This is a genomic window from Pseudomonas marginalis, from assembly GCF_008692035.1.
Lineage (GTDB): Bacteria > Pseudomonadota > Gammaproteobacteria > Pseudomonadales > Pseudomonadaceae > Aquipseudomonas > Aquipseudomonas marginalis.
The window spans coordinates 2,164,422-2,184,135 of the sequence record NZ_VTFG01000001.1; the positions used below are offsets into that span (position 1 = coordinate 2,164,422).

Below are 19,714 nucleotides of genomic sequence, written 5' to 3' on the forward strand. Positions count from 1 at the left end.
GAATCCGATGAAAAGTCTTTTAGGGAACCCCCCAGGCCGATCAGGGCCTAAACTGCGCAAACGAACCTGAAGGAGAGTGCCCGATGAGCCGTATCGAAACCGACAGCCTGGGAGACGTGGAAGTCCCGGATGACGCTTACTGGGGCGCCCAGACCCAACGTTCGCTGGTGAATTTCGCCATCGGCGAGCAGCGCATGCCCCTCGCGGTACTGCACGCACTGGCCCTGATCAAGAAGGCCGCCGCCCGGGTCAACGACCGCAACGGCGACCTGCCCGCCGACATCGCCCGCCTGATCGAACAGGCCGCCGACGAAGTGCTCGATGGCCAACATGATGACCAGTTCCCACTGGTCGTCTGGCAAACCGGCAGCGGCACCCAGAGCAACATGAACGCCAACGAGGTCATCGCCGGCCGCGCCAACGAGCTGTCGGGCAAGCCCCGTGGCGGCAAGAGCCCGGTACACCCCAACGATCATGTGAACCGCTCCCAAAGCTCCAACGACTGCTTCCCTACGGCCATGAGCATTGCGGCGGTGCAAGCGGTGCACCAGCAATTGTTGCCGGCGATCAATACGCTGTCCGGCGGCCTCGCGGAGTTGTCGGCGCGGCATGCAAAGCTGGTGAAGACGGGCCGCACCCACATGATGGACGCCACGCCGATCACCTTCGGCCAGGAACTCTCGGCGTTTATCGCCCAGCTCGACTACGCCGAACGGGCGATCCGCAGCGCCCTGCCCCAGGTATGCGAGCTGGCCCAAGGTGGCACGGCGGTGGGCACCGGGCTCAATGCCCCCCATGGCTTCAGCGAGGCGATTGCTTCGGAATTGGCCGCCTTGTCCGGCCTGCCCTTCGTCACCGCGCCGAACAAATTCGCCGCACTGGCCGGCCATGAACCGATCGTGACCCTGCACGGCGCCCTGAAAACCCTGGCCGTGGCCCTGATGAAAATCGCCAACGACCTGCGCCTGCTGGGCTCCGGCCCGCGTGCCGGCCTTGCCGAGGTGAAACTGCCGGCCAACGAGCCCGGCAGCTCGATCATGCCCGGCAAGGTCAACCCGACCCAGTGCGAGGCGCTGTCGATGCTGGCCTGCCAGGTGCTGGGCAATGACGTGACCATCGGCATCGCGGCGAGCCAGGGGCATTTGCAGTTGAACGTGTACAAGCCGGTGATCATCCACAACCTGCTGGAATCGATCCGCCTGCTGGCCGATGGCTGCAATAACTTCCAGGAGCACTGCATTGCCGGCCTCGAACCCGACGCCGGGAAAATGGCCGAGCACCTGGAGCGCGGGCTGATGCTGGTCACCGCGCTCAACCCGCACATCGGCTATGACAAGTCGGCAGAGATCGCCAAGAAGGCCTACGCCGAAGGCTTGACCCTTCGGGAAGCGGCGTTGGACCTGGGCTACCTCACCGACGCAGAGTTCGACCAGTGGGTACGCCCGGAAAACATGCTGGGCACCTAAGACGCCATGCGTAGCCGCCGGGCCTTGAGCCCGGCGAGCAACGACGGCGCCAGCGCCACCGCCGCCGACCCCAGCACCACCACCAACGCGCCGAAATAGCCCAGGGCATTGATCTCTTCGGCCTGCACATAGTCCGGCCACAGCCATGCCGCCAACGCCACCGCGACAAAGGTCACCAATGGCGTCAGGGCCAGGGTCGCGCTCACCCGCGAGGCTTCCCAGTGGGCCAGGGCCTCGGCGAATGCACCATAAGCCACCAGTGTGTTCATGCAGCACGCCAGCAACAGCCAGCCTTGCAGCGGGCTCAGTTGCAGGGCCTCCAGCGGATGGGCCCACGGCGTCAGCAGCACGGCGCACGACAGGTAGATCACCATCATCACTTGCAGCGAATTCCACACGGTCAGCAACTGCTTCTGTCCCAGGGCATAGAACACCCAGACCGAAGTCGCCAGCAGGATGGTCAGCACGCCGGCGGTGTAGGCGCCAAGGGACGTCAGCAACTCTTCCAGGCGTTGGTTGAAGAACAGCCCGAAGCCGATGATCAGCACCACCAGGCCCACACACTGCCCGACGCTGAAACGTTCCTTGAACACAAACACGCTGGCGATCATCAGGAAGATCGGGCCCATCTGCACCACCAGTTGCGCGGTGCCGGGGCTGAGCAGTTTCAGGCCCACCAGGTACAACACGTAGTTGCCCACCAGGCCGCACACCGCCATCGCCACCAGCCAGCCGCCCCTGGGGCCGAGCACTTTACGGCTGGGCAGGCGCCTGGTCGCGGCGAGGTACACGAACAGGCAACTGCCGGCCACCATCAGGCGAAACCAGGTGACGGTGATCGGGTCCATGACCTGCAACACTTGCTTGAGCTTGATCGGCAGAATGCCCCAGAGCAGCGCGGTCAGCAGGGTCAGGAGAAAACCGTAGACCCAGCGGCCGGAAGAGATGTGCATGAGTGCCCCAGAAGCCAGAGGAAGTGGAGCGGGCATTCTAGGGGGAAGTGAGCGAATTGGGATACGCCGCCGTTCAAATGTGGGAGGGGCAAGTCGAATCGTCGCACCGCCCCTCCCACACTTATCAGCGCACGGCTTCGAACAGTCCCGTGGCGCCCATGCCGCCGCCCACGCACATGGTGACGATGCCATAACGCACATTGCGTCGTTGCAGCTCACGCACCAGGTGTCCCACTTGCCGCGAGCCGGTCATGCCGAACGGGTGGCCGATGGAAATCGAGCCGCCGTTGACGTTGTACCTGGCGTTATCGATGCCCAGGCGATTGCGCGCATACAGGCACTGCGACGCAAAGGCCTCGTTGAGTTCCCACAGGTCGATGTCCGCCACCTGCAAGCCCCGCGACTTGAGCAGCTTGGGCACCGAGAACACCGGGCCGATGCCCATCTCATCCGGTTCGCAACCGGCCACGGTGAAACCGCGGAAAAACGCCTTGGGCTTGAGCCCCAGTGCCAGGGCTTTTTCCAGGCTCATCACCAGAGTCATCGAGGCACCGTCGGAGAGCTGCGAGGAGTTACCCGCCGTCACCGAGCCGTCTTCGGCAAATACGGGCTTCAACCCAGACAGGCTGGCCAACGTAGTGTCCGGACGGTTGCAGTCATCGCGATCAACCACGCCGTCGAGGATCTGCACGGCACCGGTGTTCTTGTCCTCGACCTTGTACTTGACCGCCATCGGCACGATTTCATCATCAAACAAGCCCTCCGCCTGGGCCTGGGCGGTGCGTTGCTGGCTTTGCAGGGCGTAGAGGTCCTGTTCTTCGCGGCTGACGTCATAACGGCGGGCGACGATTTCCGCGGTCTGGCCCATGGGGAAGTAAATGCCCGGCACCTGCTCCTTGAGCAGCGGGTTGATCAGGTTATCGGTGTTGACGCTTTTCATGGTCAGGCTGATGGACTCGACGCCCCCGGCAACGATGATGTCGCTGCAACCCGACGCGATCTGGTTGGCCGCAATCGCAATCGCCTGCAAGCCCGACGAGCAGAACCGGTTGAGGGTCATGCCCGCCGTACCGGTGCCCAATTGCGACAGCACGGCCACGTTGCGCCCGATGTTGTAGCCCTGGGCGCCTTCGTTGGAACCCGCGCCGACGATGCAATCCTCGACGCTGGCCGGGTCGATGCCGTTGCGGGTCAGCAGTGCGTTGACGCAATGGGCCGCCATGTCATCCGGGCGGGTCTGGTTGAACTTGCCGCGAAAGGATTTGGCCAAGCCGGTTCGCACGCTGTCGACGATCACTACTTCACGCATGGGCTACCTCGATCTTGTCGTTGTGGGGAGATGGATCGAGGATAGATCCAGGCCTGCCCCACCGCGACGATCATTCACCCGGCGTATACAAAAGCATGGTGACGGACATAAACCTGTTGCGGGGCAGGCCTGTTGTGGCAAGCGGGCCGGTTGTGGTGAGCAGGCTTGTTGTAGTCAGCAGGCCTGTTGTGGTGAGGGGGCCTGTTGTGGTGAGCGGGCTTGTTGTGGTGAGCGGGCTTGCCCCGCGCTGGGCTGCGAAGCGGCCCTGACCAAGGCGCCGCGTTATTTCAGGCAGACCTTATTGGCTGGTTTTGGGGCCGCTTCGCGCCCCAGCGCGGGGCAAGCCCGCTCACCACAACAAGCCCGTTTGCCACAACAGGCCTGCTCACCACCACAGGCCCGCTCGCCACAGAGGACTGCATCCTGAACAGCACCAGGCCAGTGGTTATTTCTTTTTCTTCTTGTCGTGCTTGTCGGACTTGGCGAACGCTTCCTCCAGGGCAAGGTTGATGGTGCGCAACACCTTGACCCGCGCCCAGCGCTTGTCGTTAGCCTCCACCAGCGTCCACGGCGAGACCTCGGTGCTGGTGCGGTCGACCATATCGCCCACGGCGGCGCGGTAGTCGTCCCATTTTTCGCGGTTGCGCCAGTCGTCTTCGGTGATCTTGAAGCGCTTGAAGGGGATTTCCTCGCGGGCCTGGAAGCGTTCCAGTTGGGTCTGCTTGTCGATGGCCAGCCAGAACTTGACCACGATCACACCGGCGTCGCGCAGTTGCTCTTCGAAGTCATTGATCTCGCCATAGGCGCGCATCCAGTCGGCCGTGGTACAGAAGCCCTCGATACGCTCCACCAGCACGCGGCCGTACCACGAGCGGTCGAACACGGTGAACTTGCCCCGCGCCGGGATCTTCTGCCAGAACCGCCACAGGTACGGCTGGGCGCGTTCATCCTCGGTGGGCGCGGCAATCGGCACGATGTGGTACTGGCGCGGGTCGAGCGCGGCCGCCACCCGACGGATCGCCCCGCCCTTGCCCGCCGCGTCGTTACCTTCGAAGACCGTCACCAGCGCGTGCTTGCGCATGCGCTTGTCGCGCATCAGGCCGGAGAAGCGCGCCTGCTCGGTAATCAGCTGTTCTTCGTAATCGTCCTTGTCCAGGCTCAAGGTCATGTCGAGGCTGTTGAGCAGGCTCATCTGGTCGACGGCCGAGGGCAAGGGTGCCGGGTTCATGCCGCTGGCCTTGCCCTTGGGCAGCTTCAGGGCGTTCTGCAGGCCTTCGAGCAGGATCTTGCCCACGGTGAGGCTGCGGTAGTTGGCGTCGACGCCTTCAATCACATGCCAGGGCGCGTAATCGCGGCTGGTACGGCGCAGGATGCGCTCGCCGAAATGCACGAACTTGTCGTAGGTCTCGGATTGCTGCCAGTCCAGCGGGCTGATGCGCCAACTGTGCAACGGGTCGTCGGCCAGGGCCTTGAGCCGTGCCTTCATTTGCTTCTTGGACAGGTGGAACCAGAACTTGAAGATCAGCGCGCCTTCATCGCAGAGCATCTTCTCCAGGCGCTCGGCGCCGGCGATGGCCTGGTCGAGCCGCGCATCCTTGATCTCGCCGTGCACCCGGCCTTGCAGCATCTGGCTGTACCAGTTGCCGAAAAAAATGCCCATGCGGCCTTTGGCGGGCAGTTGGCGCCAGTAGCGCCAGGCCGGGGGGCGGGCCAGTTCTTCGTCGGTCTGCTGGTCGAAGGTGCGCACCTCGATCAGGCGCGGGTCCATCCATTCATTCAGCAGTTTGACCGTCTCACCTTTACCGGCGCCTTCGATGCCGTTGATCAGGATGATCACCGGGAAGCGCTTTTGCTGTTGCAACTCGTACTGCACCTCCAGCAAAGCCTCGCGCAGGGCGGGCACTTCGGCCTCAAAGGTGTCTTTGTCGATGGCGTGACCGATTTCGGCAGATTCGAACATGGGCGGCTCCGTTCCAGAAGTGAGCAAGACTAGCGGATTGGGCAACAACGCGCGGGAGGAAATTCCACCTGGGCTTGCCGTGGGTCAATTCAAAGCCTGTTGATCGGCTAGAATGGCCGCCTTGCCTTTACCGAGCCGCCCATGAACCCCGTAACCCACGCCCAGCTCGACTGGGATGATCAAGGTCGCCCGCACTCGCGGGTGTTCGACGACGTGTATTTCTCCGACCAATCGGGCCTGGACGAAACCCGCTATGTGTTCCTGCAACAGAACCGCTTGCAGGAGCGCTTCGCCGCACTGCCGGCGGGCGGGCGGTTGGTGATTGGCGAAACCGGCTTCGGCACCGGCCTGAATTTCCTCTGCGGCTGGCAATTGTTCGAGCAACACGCCGTAGCCGGTGCACGCCTGCATTTTGTCAGCGTGGAAAAGTACCCCCTGAGCCACGCCGACCTGCAACGCGCCCTCGCCCTCTGGCCGGAGCTGGCGCCGTTCGCCGAGCAATTGCTGGCGCACTACATCGCCATCCACCAAGGCTTCCAGCGCCTGGTGCTGGACAACGGCCGCGTCACCCTCACGCTGCTGATCGGCGATGCCCTGGAACAGTTACCGCAACTGGATGCGCAGATCGACGCGTGGTTTCTCGACGGCTTCGCCCCGGCGAAAAACCCCGAGATGTGGAGCGCCGAACTGTTTGCCGAGCTGGCACGCCTGGCGGCCCCGGGCTCGACCATCAGCACCTTCACCAGCACCGGCTGGGTGCGCCGGCTGATCAACGCCGCCGGTTTCAAGATGAAGCGTACGCCGGGCATCGGCCACAAGTGGGAAATCCTGCGCGGGGAGTTTCTCGGCTGGCCGGACGAGACCCCGGCACCGGCCGCCGCCAAGCCCTGGTTCGCCCGCCCCTCCATGCCCAATGGCGAGCGCCGTGCCCTGGTGATCGGCGGCGGCCTGGCCGGCTGCGCCAGCGCGGCCAGCCTGGCGGCGCGGGGTTGGCAGGTCAGCCTGTTGGAGCGCCATGGCGGTCTCGCCCAGGAGGCCTCCGGCAATCCGCAAGGGGTGCTTTATCTCAAGCTGTCGGCACACGGCACGGCGTTGTCGCAGATGATCGTCAGCGGGTTCGGGTACACCCGGCGCCTGCTGGAGCACCTGCAACGCGGCGTGGAGTGGGACGGCTGCGGCGTGCTGCAACTGGCCTTCAATGCCAAGGAGGCCGAACGCCAGGCGCAACTGGCCCAGGCATTCGCCCCGCAGCTGCTGCATCTGCTGGATAAGGCTCAAGCCCAGGCTCGCGCCGGGGTGGGCCTGGAACAGGGCGGGCTGTTTTTCCCCGAAGGCGGCTGGGTGCATCCCCCCGCGCTGTGCCAATGGCAGGCGCGCCAGCCAGGTATCGAGGTGCTGGCCCATCATGAGGTGCTGGACCTGCGCAAGGTCGACGGCCACTGGCAGGCCTGGGACGGTGATCGGCTGCTGGCCAGCGCCCCCGTGGTGGTGCTGGCCGGGGCGGCTGAGGTCAAACGGTTTGCCGCCAGCGCCGAGTTGCCCCTCAAGCGGATTCGCGGGCAGATCACCCGTCTGCCCCAGACCGCCGCCAGCCAGGCCCTGGCCACGGTGGTGTGTGCCGAGGGCTACGTGGCGCCGGCTCGCCTGGGCGAACACACCCTGGGGGCCAGCTTTGATTTCAACAACGATGACCTCACCCCTACCGCCGCCGAGCACGCCGGTAACCTTGAGCTGCTGCAAGAGATTTCCCCGGACCTGGCCCAGCGCCTGCACGCCGCCGACCTTGCCGCAGAGACCCTGGAAGGCCGCGCCGCCTTCCGCTGCACCAGCCCGGACTACTTGCCGATTGTCGGGCCCCTGGCCGACAGCCTGGCGTTCGCCCAGGCCTACGACGCGCTGCGCAAAGACGCCCGCTACACACCGCAGGCTGCCTGCCCGTGGCTGGACGGCCTGTACATCAACAGCGGCCACGGCTCCCGGGGCCTGATCACCGCGCCGCTGTCCGGCGAGTTGCTGGCGGCATGGCTGGACAACGAACCGCTGCCCCTGCCCCGCAGCGTGGCCGAGGCCTGTCACCCGAATCGCTTTGCAGTGCGCGGGTTGATTCGCAGCAACGCTGCAAAAACGACCCCGTAGGCCGCGCTTCAACCTGCCGGTGGCAATTGGCAGGTGCCCAGCTCATCGAGCCTCAACGCCTCCTGGGTCAGGCGTTTGAGCTCGACGAGTTCGGCGCTTTCCCGCGCGCTCTGGATCGCGCCCATCTGGGTGTGATAGTCAGCGTCACCCAAGGTTTCCCTTTGCGCCCACACCGCTTCCATGCGATCGCCAAAAGGCTGGGTCAGGGTGTCGAACGAACCGCCATGGGTGCGCCTCAGGTAACTGCTCCAGAATGGCAGCTTCACCATATAGTTCAGCAGTTGCGGGGAAAGCTCGGCCTCCTTCAACTGCGCTTCGGCAACCTCCAGCATGTGCTCGGTCACCCCGGCCAGGCTGGCAAAGCGCATATGCCGGGGCTGCCCGGGCAAATGAAAGCGCTCCACCAGCCCGGTGCGATAAGCCAGGCTGACCTCCAGCGGGTCGAGCATCGGATGCTCGGCGCTGTGTCGGCTGGCCATGGACTCCAGGCGGTCGAGACGAAACAAGCCCCTGGCCAACCTGAGCAGCGGCTTGGCCGTGACCCTGCCGCCCTCCACCCGCTGCGAGGCCTCGTGGATTTCAACCAGCACCTCCAGGTCGCTGAAGCTCACGGCAGCGGCGTCATCACAGTTCAACGGCGTGGCCGCGCGCTCGAAAATCTCGGCCCGCAGTCGGGTATCGGCAGCGGCCGCCTCCAACACGCGCCAGATGCGGCGGTTCATGTCCTCGCGCACGTGGCTGGTGTCGGCGGCGCCCCCCAGGCCGGCCAGCAATTTGAACAGGCCGTCGGAGCCGGGCTCATCCTTGAGCCCCTGCCAGGTCTCGGCCTTTTCGGCGAAGTGTGTCGCGTATTCATCGCCCAGCCACAGCTCCCGGGCGGTCTGCTCGTTGAGTCGCGCAATGTCATCCTCAACGAAGCCCATGCCCACGCCGATGGTGTCCCGGTAACGGTTCAAGGCCTGACGAGTGCTGGCGTCCAGAGGGTTATGCCGCACGTTGATGACTTCGGTGTGCTCACGCGGCGCATTGAACAACCATGCCGGCAAACTGGCGATGTCATTGTCCCGCAGGTCGAGTTGCTCCAGGTACGGAACGCGGGTAAAGCCGGTGGGCAGACTGGTCAGCCGGCAGTTGCGCAGCATCAGGTTGCGCAATTCGAACATCTTGTTGACGACGGGCGGGTCCACCAGGGGATTGTTGCTCAGGTCGAGCACGACCAGGCTCTTCAGGTCCGCGAGTTTGGTGCGGGTGTACTCGGTCAGTTGCAGGTGGTTATCGGCCATGTACAGCTGCCTGAGCCACGGCATGTGCTGGAGCACTTCCGGCAGCCGCGTCAGCCGATTGCCGTTCAACGCCAGGCTGCGCAGCCCCTTGAAGTGCTTGAGGAAATACGCAACGTCATCGTTGAGCCCCATGCGTTTCAATGACAATTGCCGGACATGCTCGAACTGCACGTGCGCCGGCAAGGTCGGCAACGCCCCGATGGCCATGCCGTCCAGGGACAGGCTCGGCACTTTCTGATGGTGTTCATCCGGCGCCAGCGACGCATATTGCCAACAACGCTCGATGGCCCGAGCGGCCTGGTGTCGCGCCAGGCGGTAGTCTTGCAGCGCAATGTCCGAGTAGGGCTGCGCCGGTTTGTCCTTGGCCCACAGCCTCAACGCCCGCTGCAGTGCCTCATAGTGCTGCTCAAGGGTGCGCACGGCTTTGGCCCGGGACAGGTGATCGGTGCCCAAGTCCTGCAGGAAGGTCGACAGGCGCCGGTCATCGAATAACGGGAAGAGTTTGCGAGCCTTGCGCATCAAGCCCGCAGGCTGTGGAGGCGGCGCAGGCGGCGAGCCTTGCACGCACGACAGGGCCGGCTCCTCGGGTACCGCGCGCTCGGGCCATAAGTAACGGCCGATGCGATTGCGTTCATCCTGCGCCTTGCCAATCAATGCATGCCGCAGCTGGCTGGCCCTGCCGCTCGCGGTCAGGCGCAGCGCGTCGCGTTGGGCGGCAGGCAAACTGTTGAGCAACGCCTCGTAGAAACCTTCCGACCCGCCGGCCAACGCGCCCAAGGCCTTACCTTGCCCATCGTGGGCGCGAAAGCCCTTGGCCGACTGCACCACGATGCGCCTCATATCAGCGTCTGCGTGGCCCACCTGGCCCAGGACAGTGCCCTGTACGCTTTCGCGGCGTACCTGCAAGAACAGATCCCCGGGCCAGCCTGGAACCCGTTGCAGCAACCCGGTGGCCACGCGCCGTGTCGCATCGGTGGCCAGCTCCGGCAAGTACAGGCCGGCCAGGGCGGCGTCTTCCTCCAGCGCTTCCAGGGCTTCCCGGGCCCATTGGCTGACCCGCAGCGGCACACGCCCGGTATGACGCAAGTGCCAGCGCTCCGCCGTGGAGGCCTGGGTCATGACCTCCCAGGCCACCCGGATCGGCAATTGCGGCAAGCGCTGCTTGAGCTGGCCGTGATCGGTCTGATCGATGAAATCGGCATCCATGCGCAGCCGCTCATAGACCGCCTGATGCATGGTCTTGAGCGAGGCGGTGAGACGCCGCGCCAGGGCCGCTTGCGCTTCGTCGGCGTGGAAGGTGCCCCCGAGCAATTGCGCGGTTTCCTCGGGGTCGAGGGCGGCCAGCAAGGTGGGCAGGATCTGTCCGTTCCGCAGTTGTTGCGTGGTGAGGTGGATGCTCAAGTCCTCGTAATCGAACGGCGCGGTATCTGGATGGCGCTCAAGCAGGTAGCCCTCGTCGTCGAGCAGTTCGAAAAAACGCCCACGGGGCCACCCGTCCATCAGCGGCAGGGCCAGCATCTGTACACGGGTGGTGGCCGCATTAAGCGGGGCTTGATGCTCCATTTGCCAGATCAGGTCGCGAACCCCCTGGTTCAGCTTGAACCGCAGCGCACAATCGCGCAGCCGCTCCGGCAGCGGCAGGTTCTGCCTGGCCAGTTGCTGCAAACGCGGCAAGGTCGAGCCGGTGATAGCGGCGATATCCTTCAGGTGTCCGGCCGGGAAAACGCTGAGACTGGGGTCCAGCCGCCCCAGGATATAGTCAGGGCTGCGCCATTCATCCGCCTGCTCGAACGAGAACTGCCAGCCGCCCTGGTAGTTGTGGGTCAAGGGCGGCCGATAGGCCGAATCCCGCTGCGGATGCCGGGCTCGCCAGCGCCCGGTGCGGGCGTCAAAGACAATCGAATACAGCGCCCCGTCGACATTCACATAGGACTGGCCATTGAGCTGGTAGACCCCACGGGGGCTGGCCACTGTGCCTTCGAGCGAGACGGTGTGGCGATACGGCTCGGTACGACTGCGCCATAAGCGCGTGGACTTGTCGGGCAGCCGCACGGCTTCGAGGCTGTCGTAGAACCCCGCCGCCGACGGTGTGGTTCGCCACAGCCGGCCCACGACTTTTGTACCCGCGGCGAACAACGCCATGGCAGCGAGGTTTTCCGCGATGTTCGTCAGGTGCCTGAGGGCGCCGAGCTTGTCATGGTGCAGCCAGTCATCCACCCCCTCGAACACCTCGCCAAGCAACTGCCCAACGGCCACGCCGGTCATCAGTTGGCCCACCACCGGTACCACGAACCCGGCGACGTTGAGCACCGTCAAGCCGACATCCAGGTAATCCTGGATACGCTTGCGACGCGCGTCGTCATCGGCCTGGGCATTGGGAACCGCCAATACCTGCGCATCCAGCTGGATCTTGCCAACGCAGGTATTGAAAAAGAATGTCGACAACTTGCCTGTGACCGGGAGCGGCGTCACCCGCACGACGATTGCCTCCTGGTCAAAACGCTCGAAAAAACCGAAACGCTCGGACTCGTCCAGGTAACCCTTGAAGAAATCACGATAGGTACTGACGTGAAGCTTGAGGGTGAGGTAGAGCTTGAAATGCTCCAGTGATTCATAGCGGTACCACGGCCGCACGGGCTCGTTGGGCATATACACCACGATCGGGCCGCTGGAGAACCCTTCGGCCGATGCACTGGAAAACACCAATACCCCCCACAGGCAGGCGCCGTCGATGTTCAGGCCTTGCCAGGTCAGCGGCTGCTGGTTGAACCACAATTGCCGGATGTCCCTGGCGGGCATATCCGCCTTGACCAGACCCAGCAGCAACGCGCGGGTCGGTGCATCGATATCGCCCTTGGCATGGGCCAGATGCAGGTCGATCTGCATGTCCACGCAGCGGGATTGGCCGACCTGCGCCACCGAAGGATTGAAGTCCTGGTCGGGTGCCACCAGGTTGAACACTTCGCGCACATGGGTCTGATAGGCCTCTCCCAGGTTCAGCTCGCGGCAGTAGCCGATAAAGGCCTGGGCGCTGAGGGTTTGCGCAACTTGGCGCATGGGGCCGATGCGCACCACGGCAGTGGTCGGCGAGCCGCCTGGCTCGGCAGCCGCCTGGGAGAAATTCTGCATGGCCGCTTGCAGCAGGCTGTGCTTCTCCAGATTGACGGTCTCAATCATCTGGCCGCCCAGGTCCTGGCTGACACCGCTGAACGAGCGCCGGGGGATTTCCAGGGTGTCGTTTTCGATGTCCAGGCCCCCATGCCCCTTGTCGTCCAGGAATGCCCTGAGCCGTCCGGCACAGAATTTATCCAGCGGTTGCAGACGGTTCAGCAATCGGTGCAGGGTTTCACGGGGGCGCTCGCTGTCGGCATACGCCTGCTCGATGGCCTGCAGTACATGGGAGTCGGCCTTGACCAACCAGGCCGGCAGCGTGTCGTGCAAGACCTGCGCTTTATCCAGGTCGCCGGTGATATTCAGCAGGGCCGCCATCAATTGGTCGTGGGGCACCGGCTCGAGCGCCTGGGTCAAATCAGTGGTTTGCGTCATTCGCAATGTTCCTTTATCGCGTTGAACAATGACGCCAGACGATAAGCGCTGCGATCGCGCAAAAGGGTTCAAATAGCTGCAGGATCAGCCCTCGTAACCGTCGATTTTTTGCATCTCACCTCGACTTAAGTACCGCCCCTTTCACCCACGCCGCACAGGCTGCTGGGGTGTTCCGAATGGGGGGCGGCGGTTTGCCATATAACTTATTGATCTAAAACTCCGCGTATAGCCTCGGGTCAGTCCCTAGGTACCCGCCCTTTTGGTGCGGGTCTTTCTATCCCTCCCCAACGGAAAAACCGGTAAGGAACCTATGTGCGGATTAGCTGGCGAGTTACGTTTCGATCACCAACCTGCGGACCTCGCAGCGGTGGAGCGAATTACCCATCATTTGGCCCCACGTGGCCCTGACGCGTGGGGCTTCCATGCCCAAGGGCCGATTGCCCTGGGTCATCGGCGCCTGAAAATCATGGACCTGTCGGACGGCTCCGCCCAACCGATGGTCGACGCCCAACTGGGCCTGTCCCTGGCGTTCAACGGCGCGATCTATAACTTTCCGGAATTGCGCCAGGAGCTTGAAGCCCTCGGCTACGCGTTCTATTCCGGCGGCGACACCGAAGTGCTGCTCAAGGGCTACCACGCCTGGGGCGAAGCGCTGCTGCCCAAGCTCAACGGCATGTTTGCCTTTGCCGTCTGGGAGCGCGATGCCCAGCGCCTGTTCATCGCCCGTGACCGTCTCGGCGTGAAGCCGTTGTACCTGTCGCGCACCGGCCAGCGCCTGCGCTTTGCCTCGGCCTTGCCGGCGCTGCTCAAGGGCGGTGATATCAACCCGATCCTAGATCCGGTGGCGCTCAATCACTACTTGAATTTCCATGCCGTCGTGCCTGCTCCGCGCACCTTGCTGGCGGGCATTGAAAAACTGCCGCCGGCCTCCTGGATGCGCATCGATGCCGAAGGCAACACCGAGCAGAAAACCTGGTGGACCCTGCCCTACGGCCCCCATGAAGATGAAAAAAACCTGAGCCTGGAAGACTGGACCGACCGCGTGTTGGACAGCACCCGCGAAGCCGTGGCCATCCGTCAACGGGCCGCAGTGGATGTCGGCGTACTGCTTTCCGGCGGCGTCGACTCGAGCATGCTCGTCGGCCTGCTGCGTGAAGTGGGCGTGCAGGACCTGTCGACCTTCTCCATCGGTTTTGAAGACGCCGGTGGCGAGCGTGGCGACGAGTTCCAGTATTCGGACCTGATCGCCAAGCACTACGGTACCCGTCATCACCAACTGCGCATTGCCGAACACGAGATCATCGAACAACTGCCGGCGGCGTTCCGCGCCATGAGCGAGCCGATGGTCAGCCATGACTGCATCGCCTTCTACCTGCTGTCGCGGGAAGTGGCCAAGCATTGCAAGGTGGTGCAGAGCGGCCAGGGCGCCGATGAGTTGTTCGCCGGTTACCACTGGTACCCGCAGGTCGACGGCGCGAGCGACCCGTATGCGGCTTATCGCGAGGCGTTCTTCGACCGCAGCTACGATGATTACGCCGCCACCGTCGCACCGAAATGGCTGACCGCCAACGACGCCGCCGGCGACTTCGTGCGCGAGCATTTCGCGATGCCCGGCGCGGACGCCGCCGTGGACAAGGCCCTGCGCCTAGACAGCACGGTGATGCTGGTGGATGACCCGGTCAAACGCGTCGACAACATGACCATGGCCTGGGGCCTGGAAGCGCGCACGCCCTTCCTCGACTACCGCCTGGTGGAACTGTCGGCCCGTGTACCGGGTAAATTCAAATTGCCCGACGGTGGCAAGCAGGTGTTGAAAGAGGCCGCGCGCCGGGTGATTCCGAGCGAAGTCATCGACCGCAAGAAAGGCTACTTCCCGGTACCGGGCCTCAAGCACTTGCAGGGCGACACCCTGAATTGGGTGCGCGAACTGCTGCTGGACCCAAGCCAGGATCGCGGCCTGTTCAACCCGGCCATGCTCGACCGCCTGCTCACCGACCCGCAGGGTCAATTGACCCCGTTGCGCGGCTCGAAGCTGTGGCAACTGGCCGCGCTGAACCTGTGGCTCAGCGAACAAGGAATCTGATTGATGAAACCCCATGCAGCGGCTTACAGCCAACGCTTGTTGAAGGGCCAGGCGCCGACCTACGAGCGCCTGCAAGCGCGTCTGGCCGAAGATGGCAGCCCATTGGCCGCCGAGCCGATCGCCGTGCATTGCGGCTGGGGCCGGTTGTTGATCGGCCATACCTTCCCGGACCCGGCGAGCCTGGCCCAGGAACTGCTCAACGAACAGCCCGGCGAGCGCGATATCGCGCTGTATGTGGCCGCGCCCCAGCAGATCCTCGGCATAGATCCGCAGCAGTTGTTCCTCGACCCATCCGACACCCTGCGCCTGTGGTTCAGCGACTACCGCCCGGCCACCCGTGTGTTTCGCGGCTTTCGGATTCGCCGGGTGCAGAGCGAGGCCGATTGGCTGGCGGTCAACCAGTTGTATCAAGGCCGCGGCATGCTGCCGGTCGACGCCGAACGCCTGACACCGCGCCATGAAGGCGGCCCGGTGTACTGGCTGGCCGAGGACGAAGACAGTGGCGCGGTGATCGGCAGCGTGATGGGCCTCAATCACCAGAAAGCCTTCCACGACCCGGAAAACGGTTGCAGCCTGTGGTGCCTGGCGGTCGACCCGCTGTGCACACGCCCCGGTGTGGGCGAAGTGCTGGTGCGCCACCTGGTGGAGCACTTTATGAGCCGTGGCCTGAGCTATCTCGACCTGTCGGTGCTGCACGATAATCGCCAGGCCAAGAACCTCTACGCCAAGCTCGGCTTCCGTGCCCTGACCACCTTTGCGATCAAGCGCAAGAACGGTATCAACCAGCCGCTGTTCCTCGGCCCCGGACCCCAGGCGGGGTTCAACCCGTATGCGCGGATCATTGTCGAAGAGGCCCATCGACGCGGCATCGATGTGCAGGTGGATGACGCCGATGCCGGTTTGTTCACCCTCAGCCATGGTGGCCGCCGCGTGCGCTGCCGCGAGTCGCTGAGCGACCTGACCAGCGCGATCAGCATGACCCTGTGCCAGGACAAGAGCCTCACCCACAAGGTGTTGAAAGCCGCGGGTTTGAAACTGCCTGCGCAACAACTGGCGGGCAGCGCCGATGACAACCTGGAGTTCCTCGACGAACACCAGCGCGTCGTGGTCAAGCCGCTCGATGGCGAGCAAGGCCAGGGCGTGGCGGTGGATCTGCAGAGCATTGAAGAGGTGCAGCAGGCAATCGAAGCCGCGCGCCAGTTCGACAGCCGCGTGTTGCTGGAGAGCTTCCACCAAGGCCTGGACCTGCGCATCCTGGTGATCGGCTTCGAGGTGGTCGCCGCTGCGATTCGCCGCCCTGCCGAAGTGACCGGTGACGGCCAGCATTCCATTGGTGCGCTGATCGAGGCCCAGAGCCGACGCCGGCAGGCGGCCACCGACGGCGAAAGCAAAATCCCCGTGGATGCAGAAACCGAACGCACCCTGCACGCCGCCGGCTACGACTACAGCAGCATCCTGCCCCGTGGCCAGACCCTGGCCGTGCGCCGCACCGCCAACCTGCACACCGGCGGCTGCCTGGAGGACGTCACCGCGATCCTCCATCCCACCCTGGTGGACGCCGCCGTGCGCGCCGCCCGCGCCCTGGATATCCCCATGGTGGGCCTGGACCTGATGGTGGCTGCGGCCGATCAACCCGAGTACGTCTTTATCGAAGCCAACGAACGGGCCGGCCTGGCCAACCATGAACCGCAGCCGACGGCGGAGAAGTTTGTGGACCTGCTATTCCCCCATAGCCAGCCGACAGCTCAATAACCCTGTGGTGAGCGGGCTTGCCACAACAAGCCCCTTGGCCACAACAGCCCCACTGGCCAAAGAATTTCACTTATTTCATCAGGAGTCTTCATGAGCCGAACCATCCCCGAACCGGACCTCAACTACCTGCAAAAAGTCCTGCTGGAAATGCTCGCCATTCCCAGCCCCACCGGGTTTACCGACACCATCGTGCGCTACGTCGCCGAACGCCTGGAAGAGCTGGGCATCCCGTTTGAAATGACCCGGCGCGGCACGATTCGCGCCACCCTCAAGGGCCAGAAAAACAGCCCCGACCGTGCGGTGTCCGCGCACCTGGACACCATCGGCGCCGCCGTGCGCGCGATCAAGGACAACGGCCGCCTGACCCTCGCGCCCGTCGGCTGCTGGTCGAGCCGCTTTGCCGAGGGCAGCCGCGTCAGCCTGTTTACCGACAACGGTGTGATCCGTGGCAGCGTGTTGCCGTTGATGGCCTCCGGGCACGCGTTCAACACCGCCGTGGATGAAATGCCGGTGAGCTGGGACCATGTGGAATTGCGCCTGGATGCCTACTGCGCCACCCGCGCCGATTGCGATTCCCTGGGGATCGGCATCGGTGACTACGTGGCGTTCGACCCCTTGCCCGAGTTCACCGAGAGCGGGCATATCAGTGCCCGCCACCTGGACGATAAAGCCGGCGTCGCCGCGCTGTTGGCTGCGCTCAAGGCCATCGTCGACAGCGGCGAACCGTTGTTGATCGACTGCCACCCGCTGTTCACCATCACCGAGGAAACCGGCAGCGGCGCCGCGGCGGCTTTGCCCTGGGATGTGAGTGAGTTTGTCGGTATCGATATCGCCCCGGTCGCCCCCGGCCAGCACTCCAGCGAGCACGCGGTCAGTGTGGCCATGCAGGATTCCGGCGGGCCGTATGACTATCACCTCTCCCGCCACCTGCTGCGCCTGGCCTCGGATAACGACTTGCCCGTGCGCCGCGACCTGTTCCGCTATTACTTCAGCGATGCCCATTCGGCGGTGACGGCCGGCCACGACATCCGCACCGCGCTGCTGGCGTTCGGTTGCGATGCGACCCATGGTTATGAGCGCACCCATATCGACAGCCTGGCGGCGCTGAGCCGGCTGTTGGGCGCGTATATCCTCAGCCCGCCGGTGTTCGCCAGTGACGCACAACCGGCCCAGGGCTCACTGGACCGGTTCAGCCATCAGATCGAGCACGAAACGCAGATGGAGAGCGACACGCGTGTGCCGTCGGTGGACAGCCTGGTCGGCCAGAAGTCCTGACGCTGGCAACTGCGGTCCCGGCGCAGTAGGATCGCCGGGATCCATCATCTGAGGCTTGTATGCTGATTCCCTACGATGCACTTGAAGTCGACACCCTGACCCGCCTTATCGAAGACTTCGTGACCCGCGACGGCACCGACAATGGTGACGACACGCCCCTGGAAACCCGCGTGCTGCGGGTGCGCCAGGCGCTGACCAAGGGCCAGGCGCTGATTGTGTTCGACCCGGACAGCGAGCAGTGCCAGTTGATGCTCAAGCACGATGTGCCCAAGCATCTGTTCGACTGACTCAGGGGTTGGTGGCGGTTTGGGATTGCGGGGTTTGACGCTTGAGGATCTTTTGGTGGACCTCGGCACGATGGACATGCACCCCGACGGGCGCAACAACACCAAATTTCACCTGATTACCATTCAGCTCGAGAATGCGCACGGTGATGTCATCACCGATAGCGATGATTTCGCCTACGGCGCGGCTTAAGACCAGCATGGCGGTTGTCCTTATTGAATGACAGGACCCCGACCATGCGCGCTGGGTGTGGGCGCAGCAATGCCTCGCGGCAAAATCAGGCAACGCCTACACATGCAGGTAAATTGCCTGACAGACTACCGCCTGATCAGCCCTTAACAGCCTGTGCCTTGGCGCGCATCCTGTCGGCCATGGTGGTCATTTCGTCATAGAGCAACTGCGGGTTCTTCTGCTTCAAGGCCCACGCCATCCGCCCCTGCTCATGGGGCAGGATCATGAATTCGCCCTGCGCCACACGCTGGTAGATGTAGTCGGCAATGTCCGCCGCCGAGATCGGCGAACTCTCCAACAACTTGCCTACCTGCGCCTTCATCGCCGGTGTGGGCCCACGGAAAGAATCCAACAGGTTGGTCTGGAAGAACGACGGGCACACCACGTGCACGCCGACTTCCTGCTGCTTGAGCTCCACCAGCAAACTCTCCGACAGCGCCACCACACCGGCCTTGGCCACGTTGTAGTTGCTCATGGCCGGCCCCTGCATCAGGGCCGCCATCGAGGCGATGTTGATGATGCGGCCCTTGCTCTTTTCCAGCAGCGGCAGGAACGCCTTGCAGCCCTTGACCACGCCCATCAGGTTGATTGCGATCTGCCAGTCCCAGTCCTCCAGCGACAACTCGGCAAAGAAGCCGCCCGAGGCTACGCCGGCGTTGTTGACGATCACATCGATGCCGCCCAGCTTCACTTCGCAGGCCTGGGCAAACGCCGTGAGCTGGCTGTAGTCGCGCACGTCGCAGCGCTGGATAAAGCCATCGCCACCGGCTTCACGCACGCGCTTCAGGGTGTCCTGCAAGCCTGGCTCGCTGACGTCCGACAAGGCCAACTGCCAACCCTCGCGGGCCCAGCGCAGAGCGATTTCACGACCCAGGCCGGACCCGGCGCCAGTGATCATCATGCGATTTTGCATAGGAAGTAGCCTTGTGGTTCACAGAAGAAGTGATCGGCAGTGTAGCGAAGGTTTTTCCTGCACCCACGCACCATCAGAGTGATGAATGCCCCAGGCAAACCGTGGGCCGGGTCGGATACCTGCCGTCCGCCTAAGTTCAATGTTTTTCAACTAATAAGTGCTGGATGAGCGCGAATTAAAAGAAATAAGCGACTGACCGAAATGCTTTAAAAAAACATGGAATTTTCTGCGAAGCACCAGAGTCGGAGTAGTTAAGGCGTCTGTAATTAACTCTGCAGGCCTATCGTTAAACAACCGGTCTTTGCAGAAAGACAATAAGGAAAAAACCATGAGCCTCATTCTGATCATTATCTTGATCCTCCTGCTGGTCGGCGGCCTGCCGGTATTCCCGCACTCGCGTAATTGGGGTTATGGCCCGTCGGGTATCCTCGGTGTGGTGCTGGTGGTGCTGCTGGTCCTGTTGTTACTGGGCCGGATATAACCGCTCCGCGGTAATAACGAAGCAAAAAAAAGAGGCCTTGA

At 63.6% G+C, this 19,714-nt stretch carries 13 protein-coding genes; 7 read left to right on the forward strand and 6 right to left on the reverse strand.

What is annotated here, in order from left to right:
* Positions 1 to 83: 83 nt before the first annotated feature.
* Positions 84 to 1,466, forward strand: coding sequence for a class II fumarate hydratase (locus tag FX984_RS10115; RefSeq protein ID WP_146476696.1), 1,383 nt, complete (start codon positions 84 to 86; stop codon positions 1,464 to 1,466).
* On the opposite strand, the gene FX984_RS10120 is transcribed toward FX984_RS10115, so the two are convergent.
* The 3 genes from FX984_RS10120 to pap all read right to left on the reverse strand — a co-directional run bounded on the left by FX984_RS10120 (position 1,463) and on the right by pap (position 5,688).
* Entirely contained in the window at positions 1,463 to 2,419 is a 957-nt protein-coding gene (locus FX984_RS10120; RefSeq protein ID WP_115486819.1) for a DMT family transporter, read from the reverse strand. The two genes, FX984_RS10115 and FX984_RS10120, sit on opposite strands and share 4 nt — an antisense overlap.
* Positions 2,420 to 2,543: 124 nt before the next feature.
* Positions 2,544 to 3,728: a thiolase family protein gene (locus FX984_RS10125; RefSeq protein WP_092355071.1), complete on the reverse strand. Its 1,185-nt coding sequence runs from the start codon at positions 3,726 to 3,728 to the stop codon at positions 2,544 to 2,546.
* Between the two features lie 445 nt (positions 3,729 to 4,173).
* On the reverse strand, positions 4,174 to 5,688 hold the full coding sequence (pap, locus tag FX984_RS10130) for a polyphosphate:AMP phosphotransferase (RefSeq protein WP_027603955.1): 1,515 nt from the start codon (positions 5,686 to 5,688) through the stop codon (positions 4,174 to 4,176).
* 141 nt (positions 5,689 to 5,829) lie between these two features.
* On the opposite strand from pap, the gene mnmC reads away from it, so the two are divergent.
* Positions 5,830 to 7,824 carry a bifunctional tRNA (5-methylaminomethyl-2-thiouridine)(34)-methyltransferase MnmC2/FAD-dependent 5-carboxymethylaminomethyl-2-thiouridine(34) oxidoreductase MnmC1 gene (mnmC, locus tag FX984_RS10135; RefSeq protein WP_146476697.1) on the forward strand — a complete coding sequence of 665 codons (1,995 nt, stop codon included), beginning with the start codon at positions 5,830 to 5,832 and terminating at the stop codon, positions 7,822 to 7,824.
* Between the two features lie 8 nt (positions 7,825 to 7,832).
* On the opposite strand, the gene FX984_RS10140 is transcribed toward mnmC, so the two are convergent.
* Positions 7,833 to 12,653, reverse strand: a complete 4,821-nt coding sequence (locus FX984_RS10140; RefSeq protein WP_146476698.1) for an NEL-type E3 ubiquitin ligase domain-containing protein — start codon at positions 12,651 to 12,653, stop codon at positions 7,833 to 7,835.
* A 310-nt stretch (positions 12,654 to 12,963) separates the two neighbouring features.
* Here FX984_RS10140 and FX984_RS10145 point away from each other — a divergent pair, with 310 nt between their 5' ends.
* The 4 genes from FX984_RS10145 to FX984_RS10160 all read left to right on the forward strand — a co-directional run bounded on the left by FX984_RS10145 (position 12,964) and on the right by FX984_RS10160 (position 18,050).
* A complete protein-coding gene (locus FX984_RS10145) occupies positions 12,964 to 14,736 on the forward strand; it encodes an N-acetylglutaminylglutamine amidotransferase (protein WP_092355077.1) in 1,773 nt (590 codons plus the stop codon).
* Between the two features lie 3 nt (positions 14,737 to 14,739).
* On the forward strand, positions 14,740 to 16,488 hold the full coding sequence (gene ngg / locus FX984_RS10150) for an N-acetylglutaminylglutamine synthetase (protein ID WP_027603951.1): 1,749 nt from the start codon (positions 14,740 to 14,742) through the stop codon (positions 16,486 to 16,488).
* 90 nt (positions 16,489 to 16,578) lie between these two features.
* Positions 16,579 to 17,763: an osmoprotectant NAGGN system M42 family peptidase gene (locus FX984_RS10155; protein WP_027603950.1), complete on the forward strand. Its 1,185-nt coding sequence runs from the start codon at positions 16,579 to 16,581 to the stop codon at positions 17,761 to 17,763.
* Between the two features lie 59 nt (positions 17,764 to 17,822).
* A complete protein-coding gene (locus tag FX984_RS10160; RefSeq protein ID WP_003236706.1) occupies positions 17,823 to 18,050 on the forward strand; it encodes a YheU family protein in 228 nt (75 codons plus the stop codon).
* A gap of 1 nt (position 18,051) precedes the next feature.
* On the opposite strand, the gene csrA is transcribed toward FX984_RS10160, so the two are convergent.
* A complete protein-coding gene (csrA, locus tag FX984_RS10165) occupies positions 18,052 to 18,249 on the reverse strand; it encodes a carbon storage regulator CsrA (protein ID WP_092355080.1) in 198 nt (65 codons plus the stop codon).
* Between the two features lie 127 nt (positions 18,250 to 18,376).
* On the reverse strand, positions 18,377 to 19,192 hold the full coding sequence (locus FX984_RS10170) for an SDR family oxidoreductase (RefSeq protein WP_027603948.1): 816 nt from the start codon (positions 19,190 to 19,192) through the stop codon (positions 18,377 to 18,379).
* A gap of 328 nt (positions 19,193 to 19,520) precedes the next feature.
* On the opposite strand from FX984_RS10170, the gene FX984_RS10175 reads away from it, so the two are divergent.
* Entirely contained in the window at positions 19,521 to 19,673 is a 153-nt protein-coding gene (locus tag FX984_RS10175; RefSeq protein WP_015885095.1) for a DUF3309 family protein, read from the forward strand.
* Positions 19,674 to 19,714 lie beyond the last annotated feature (41 nt).

Bases quoted from the DNA above. Each gene is read 5' to 3' on its own strand.
- FX984_RS10115 (WP_146476696.1), top strand. From the start codon at position 84: ATGAGCCGTATCGAAACCGACAGCCTGGGAGACGTGGAAGTCCCGGAT.
- FX984_RS10120 (WP_115486819.1), bottom strand. From the start codon at position 2,419: ATGCACATCTCTTCCGGCCGCTGGGTCTACGGTTTTCTCCTGACCCTG.
- FX984_RS10125 (WP_092355071.1), bottom strand. From the start codon at position 3,728: ATGCGTGAAGTAGTGATCGTCGACAGCGTGCGAACCGGCTTGGCCAAA.
- pap (WP_027603955.1), bottom strand. From the start codon at position 5,688: ATGTTCGAATCTGCCGAAATCGGTCACGCCATCGACAAAGACACCTTT.
- mnmC (WP_146476697.1), top strand. From the start codon at position 5,830: ATGAACCCCGTAACCCACGCCCAGCTCGACTGGGATGATCAAGGTCGC.
- FX984_RS10140 (WP_146476698.1), bottom strand. From the start codon at position 12,653: ATGACGCAAACCACTGATTTGACCCAGGCGCTCGAGCCGGTGCCCCAC.
- FX984_RS10145 (WP_092355077.1), top strand. From the start codon at position 12,964: ATGTGCGGATTAGCTGGCGAGTTACGTTTCGATCACCAACCTGCGGAC.
- ngg (WP_027603951.1), top strand. From the start codon at position 14,740: ATGAAACCCCATGCAGCGGCTTACAGCCAACGCTTGTTGAAGGGCCAG.
- FX984_RS10155 (WP_027603950.1), top strand. From the start codon at position 16,579: ATGAGCCGAACCATCCCCGAACCGGACCTCAACTACCTGCAAAAAGTC.
- FX984_RS10160 (WP_003236706.1), top strand. From the start codon at position 17,823: ATGCTGATTCCCTACGATGCACTTGAAGTCGACACCCTGACCCGCCTT.
- csrA (WP_092355080.1), bottom strand. From the start codon at position 18,249: ATGCTGGTCTTAAGCCGCGCCGTAGGCGAAATCATCGCTATCGGTGAT.
- FX984_RS10170 (WP_027603948.1), bottom strand. From the start codon at position 19,192: ATGCAAAATCGCATGATGATCACTGGCGCCGGGTCCGGCCTGGGTCGT.
- FX984_RS10175 (WP_015885095.1), top strand. From the start codon at position 19,521: ATGAGCCTCATTCTGATCATTATCTTGATCCTCCTGCTGGTCGGCGGC.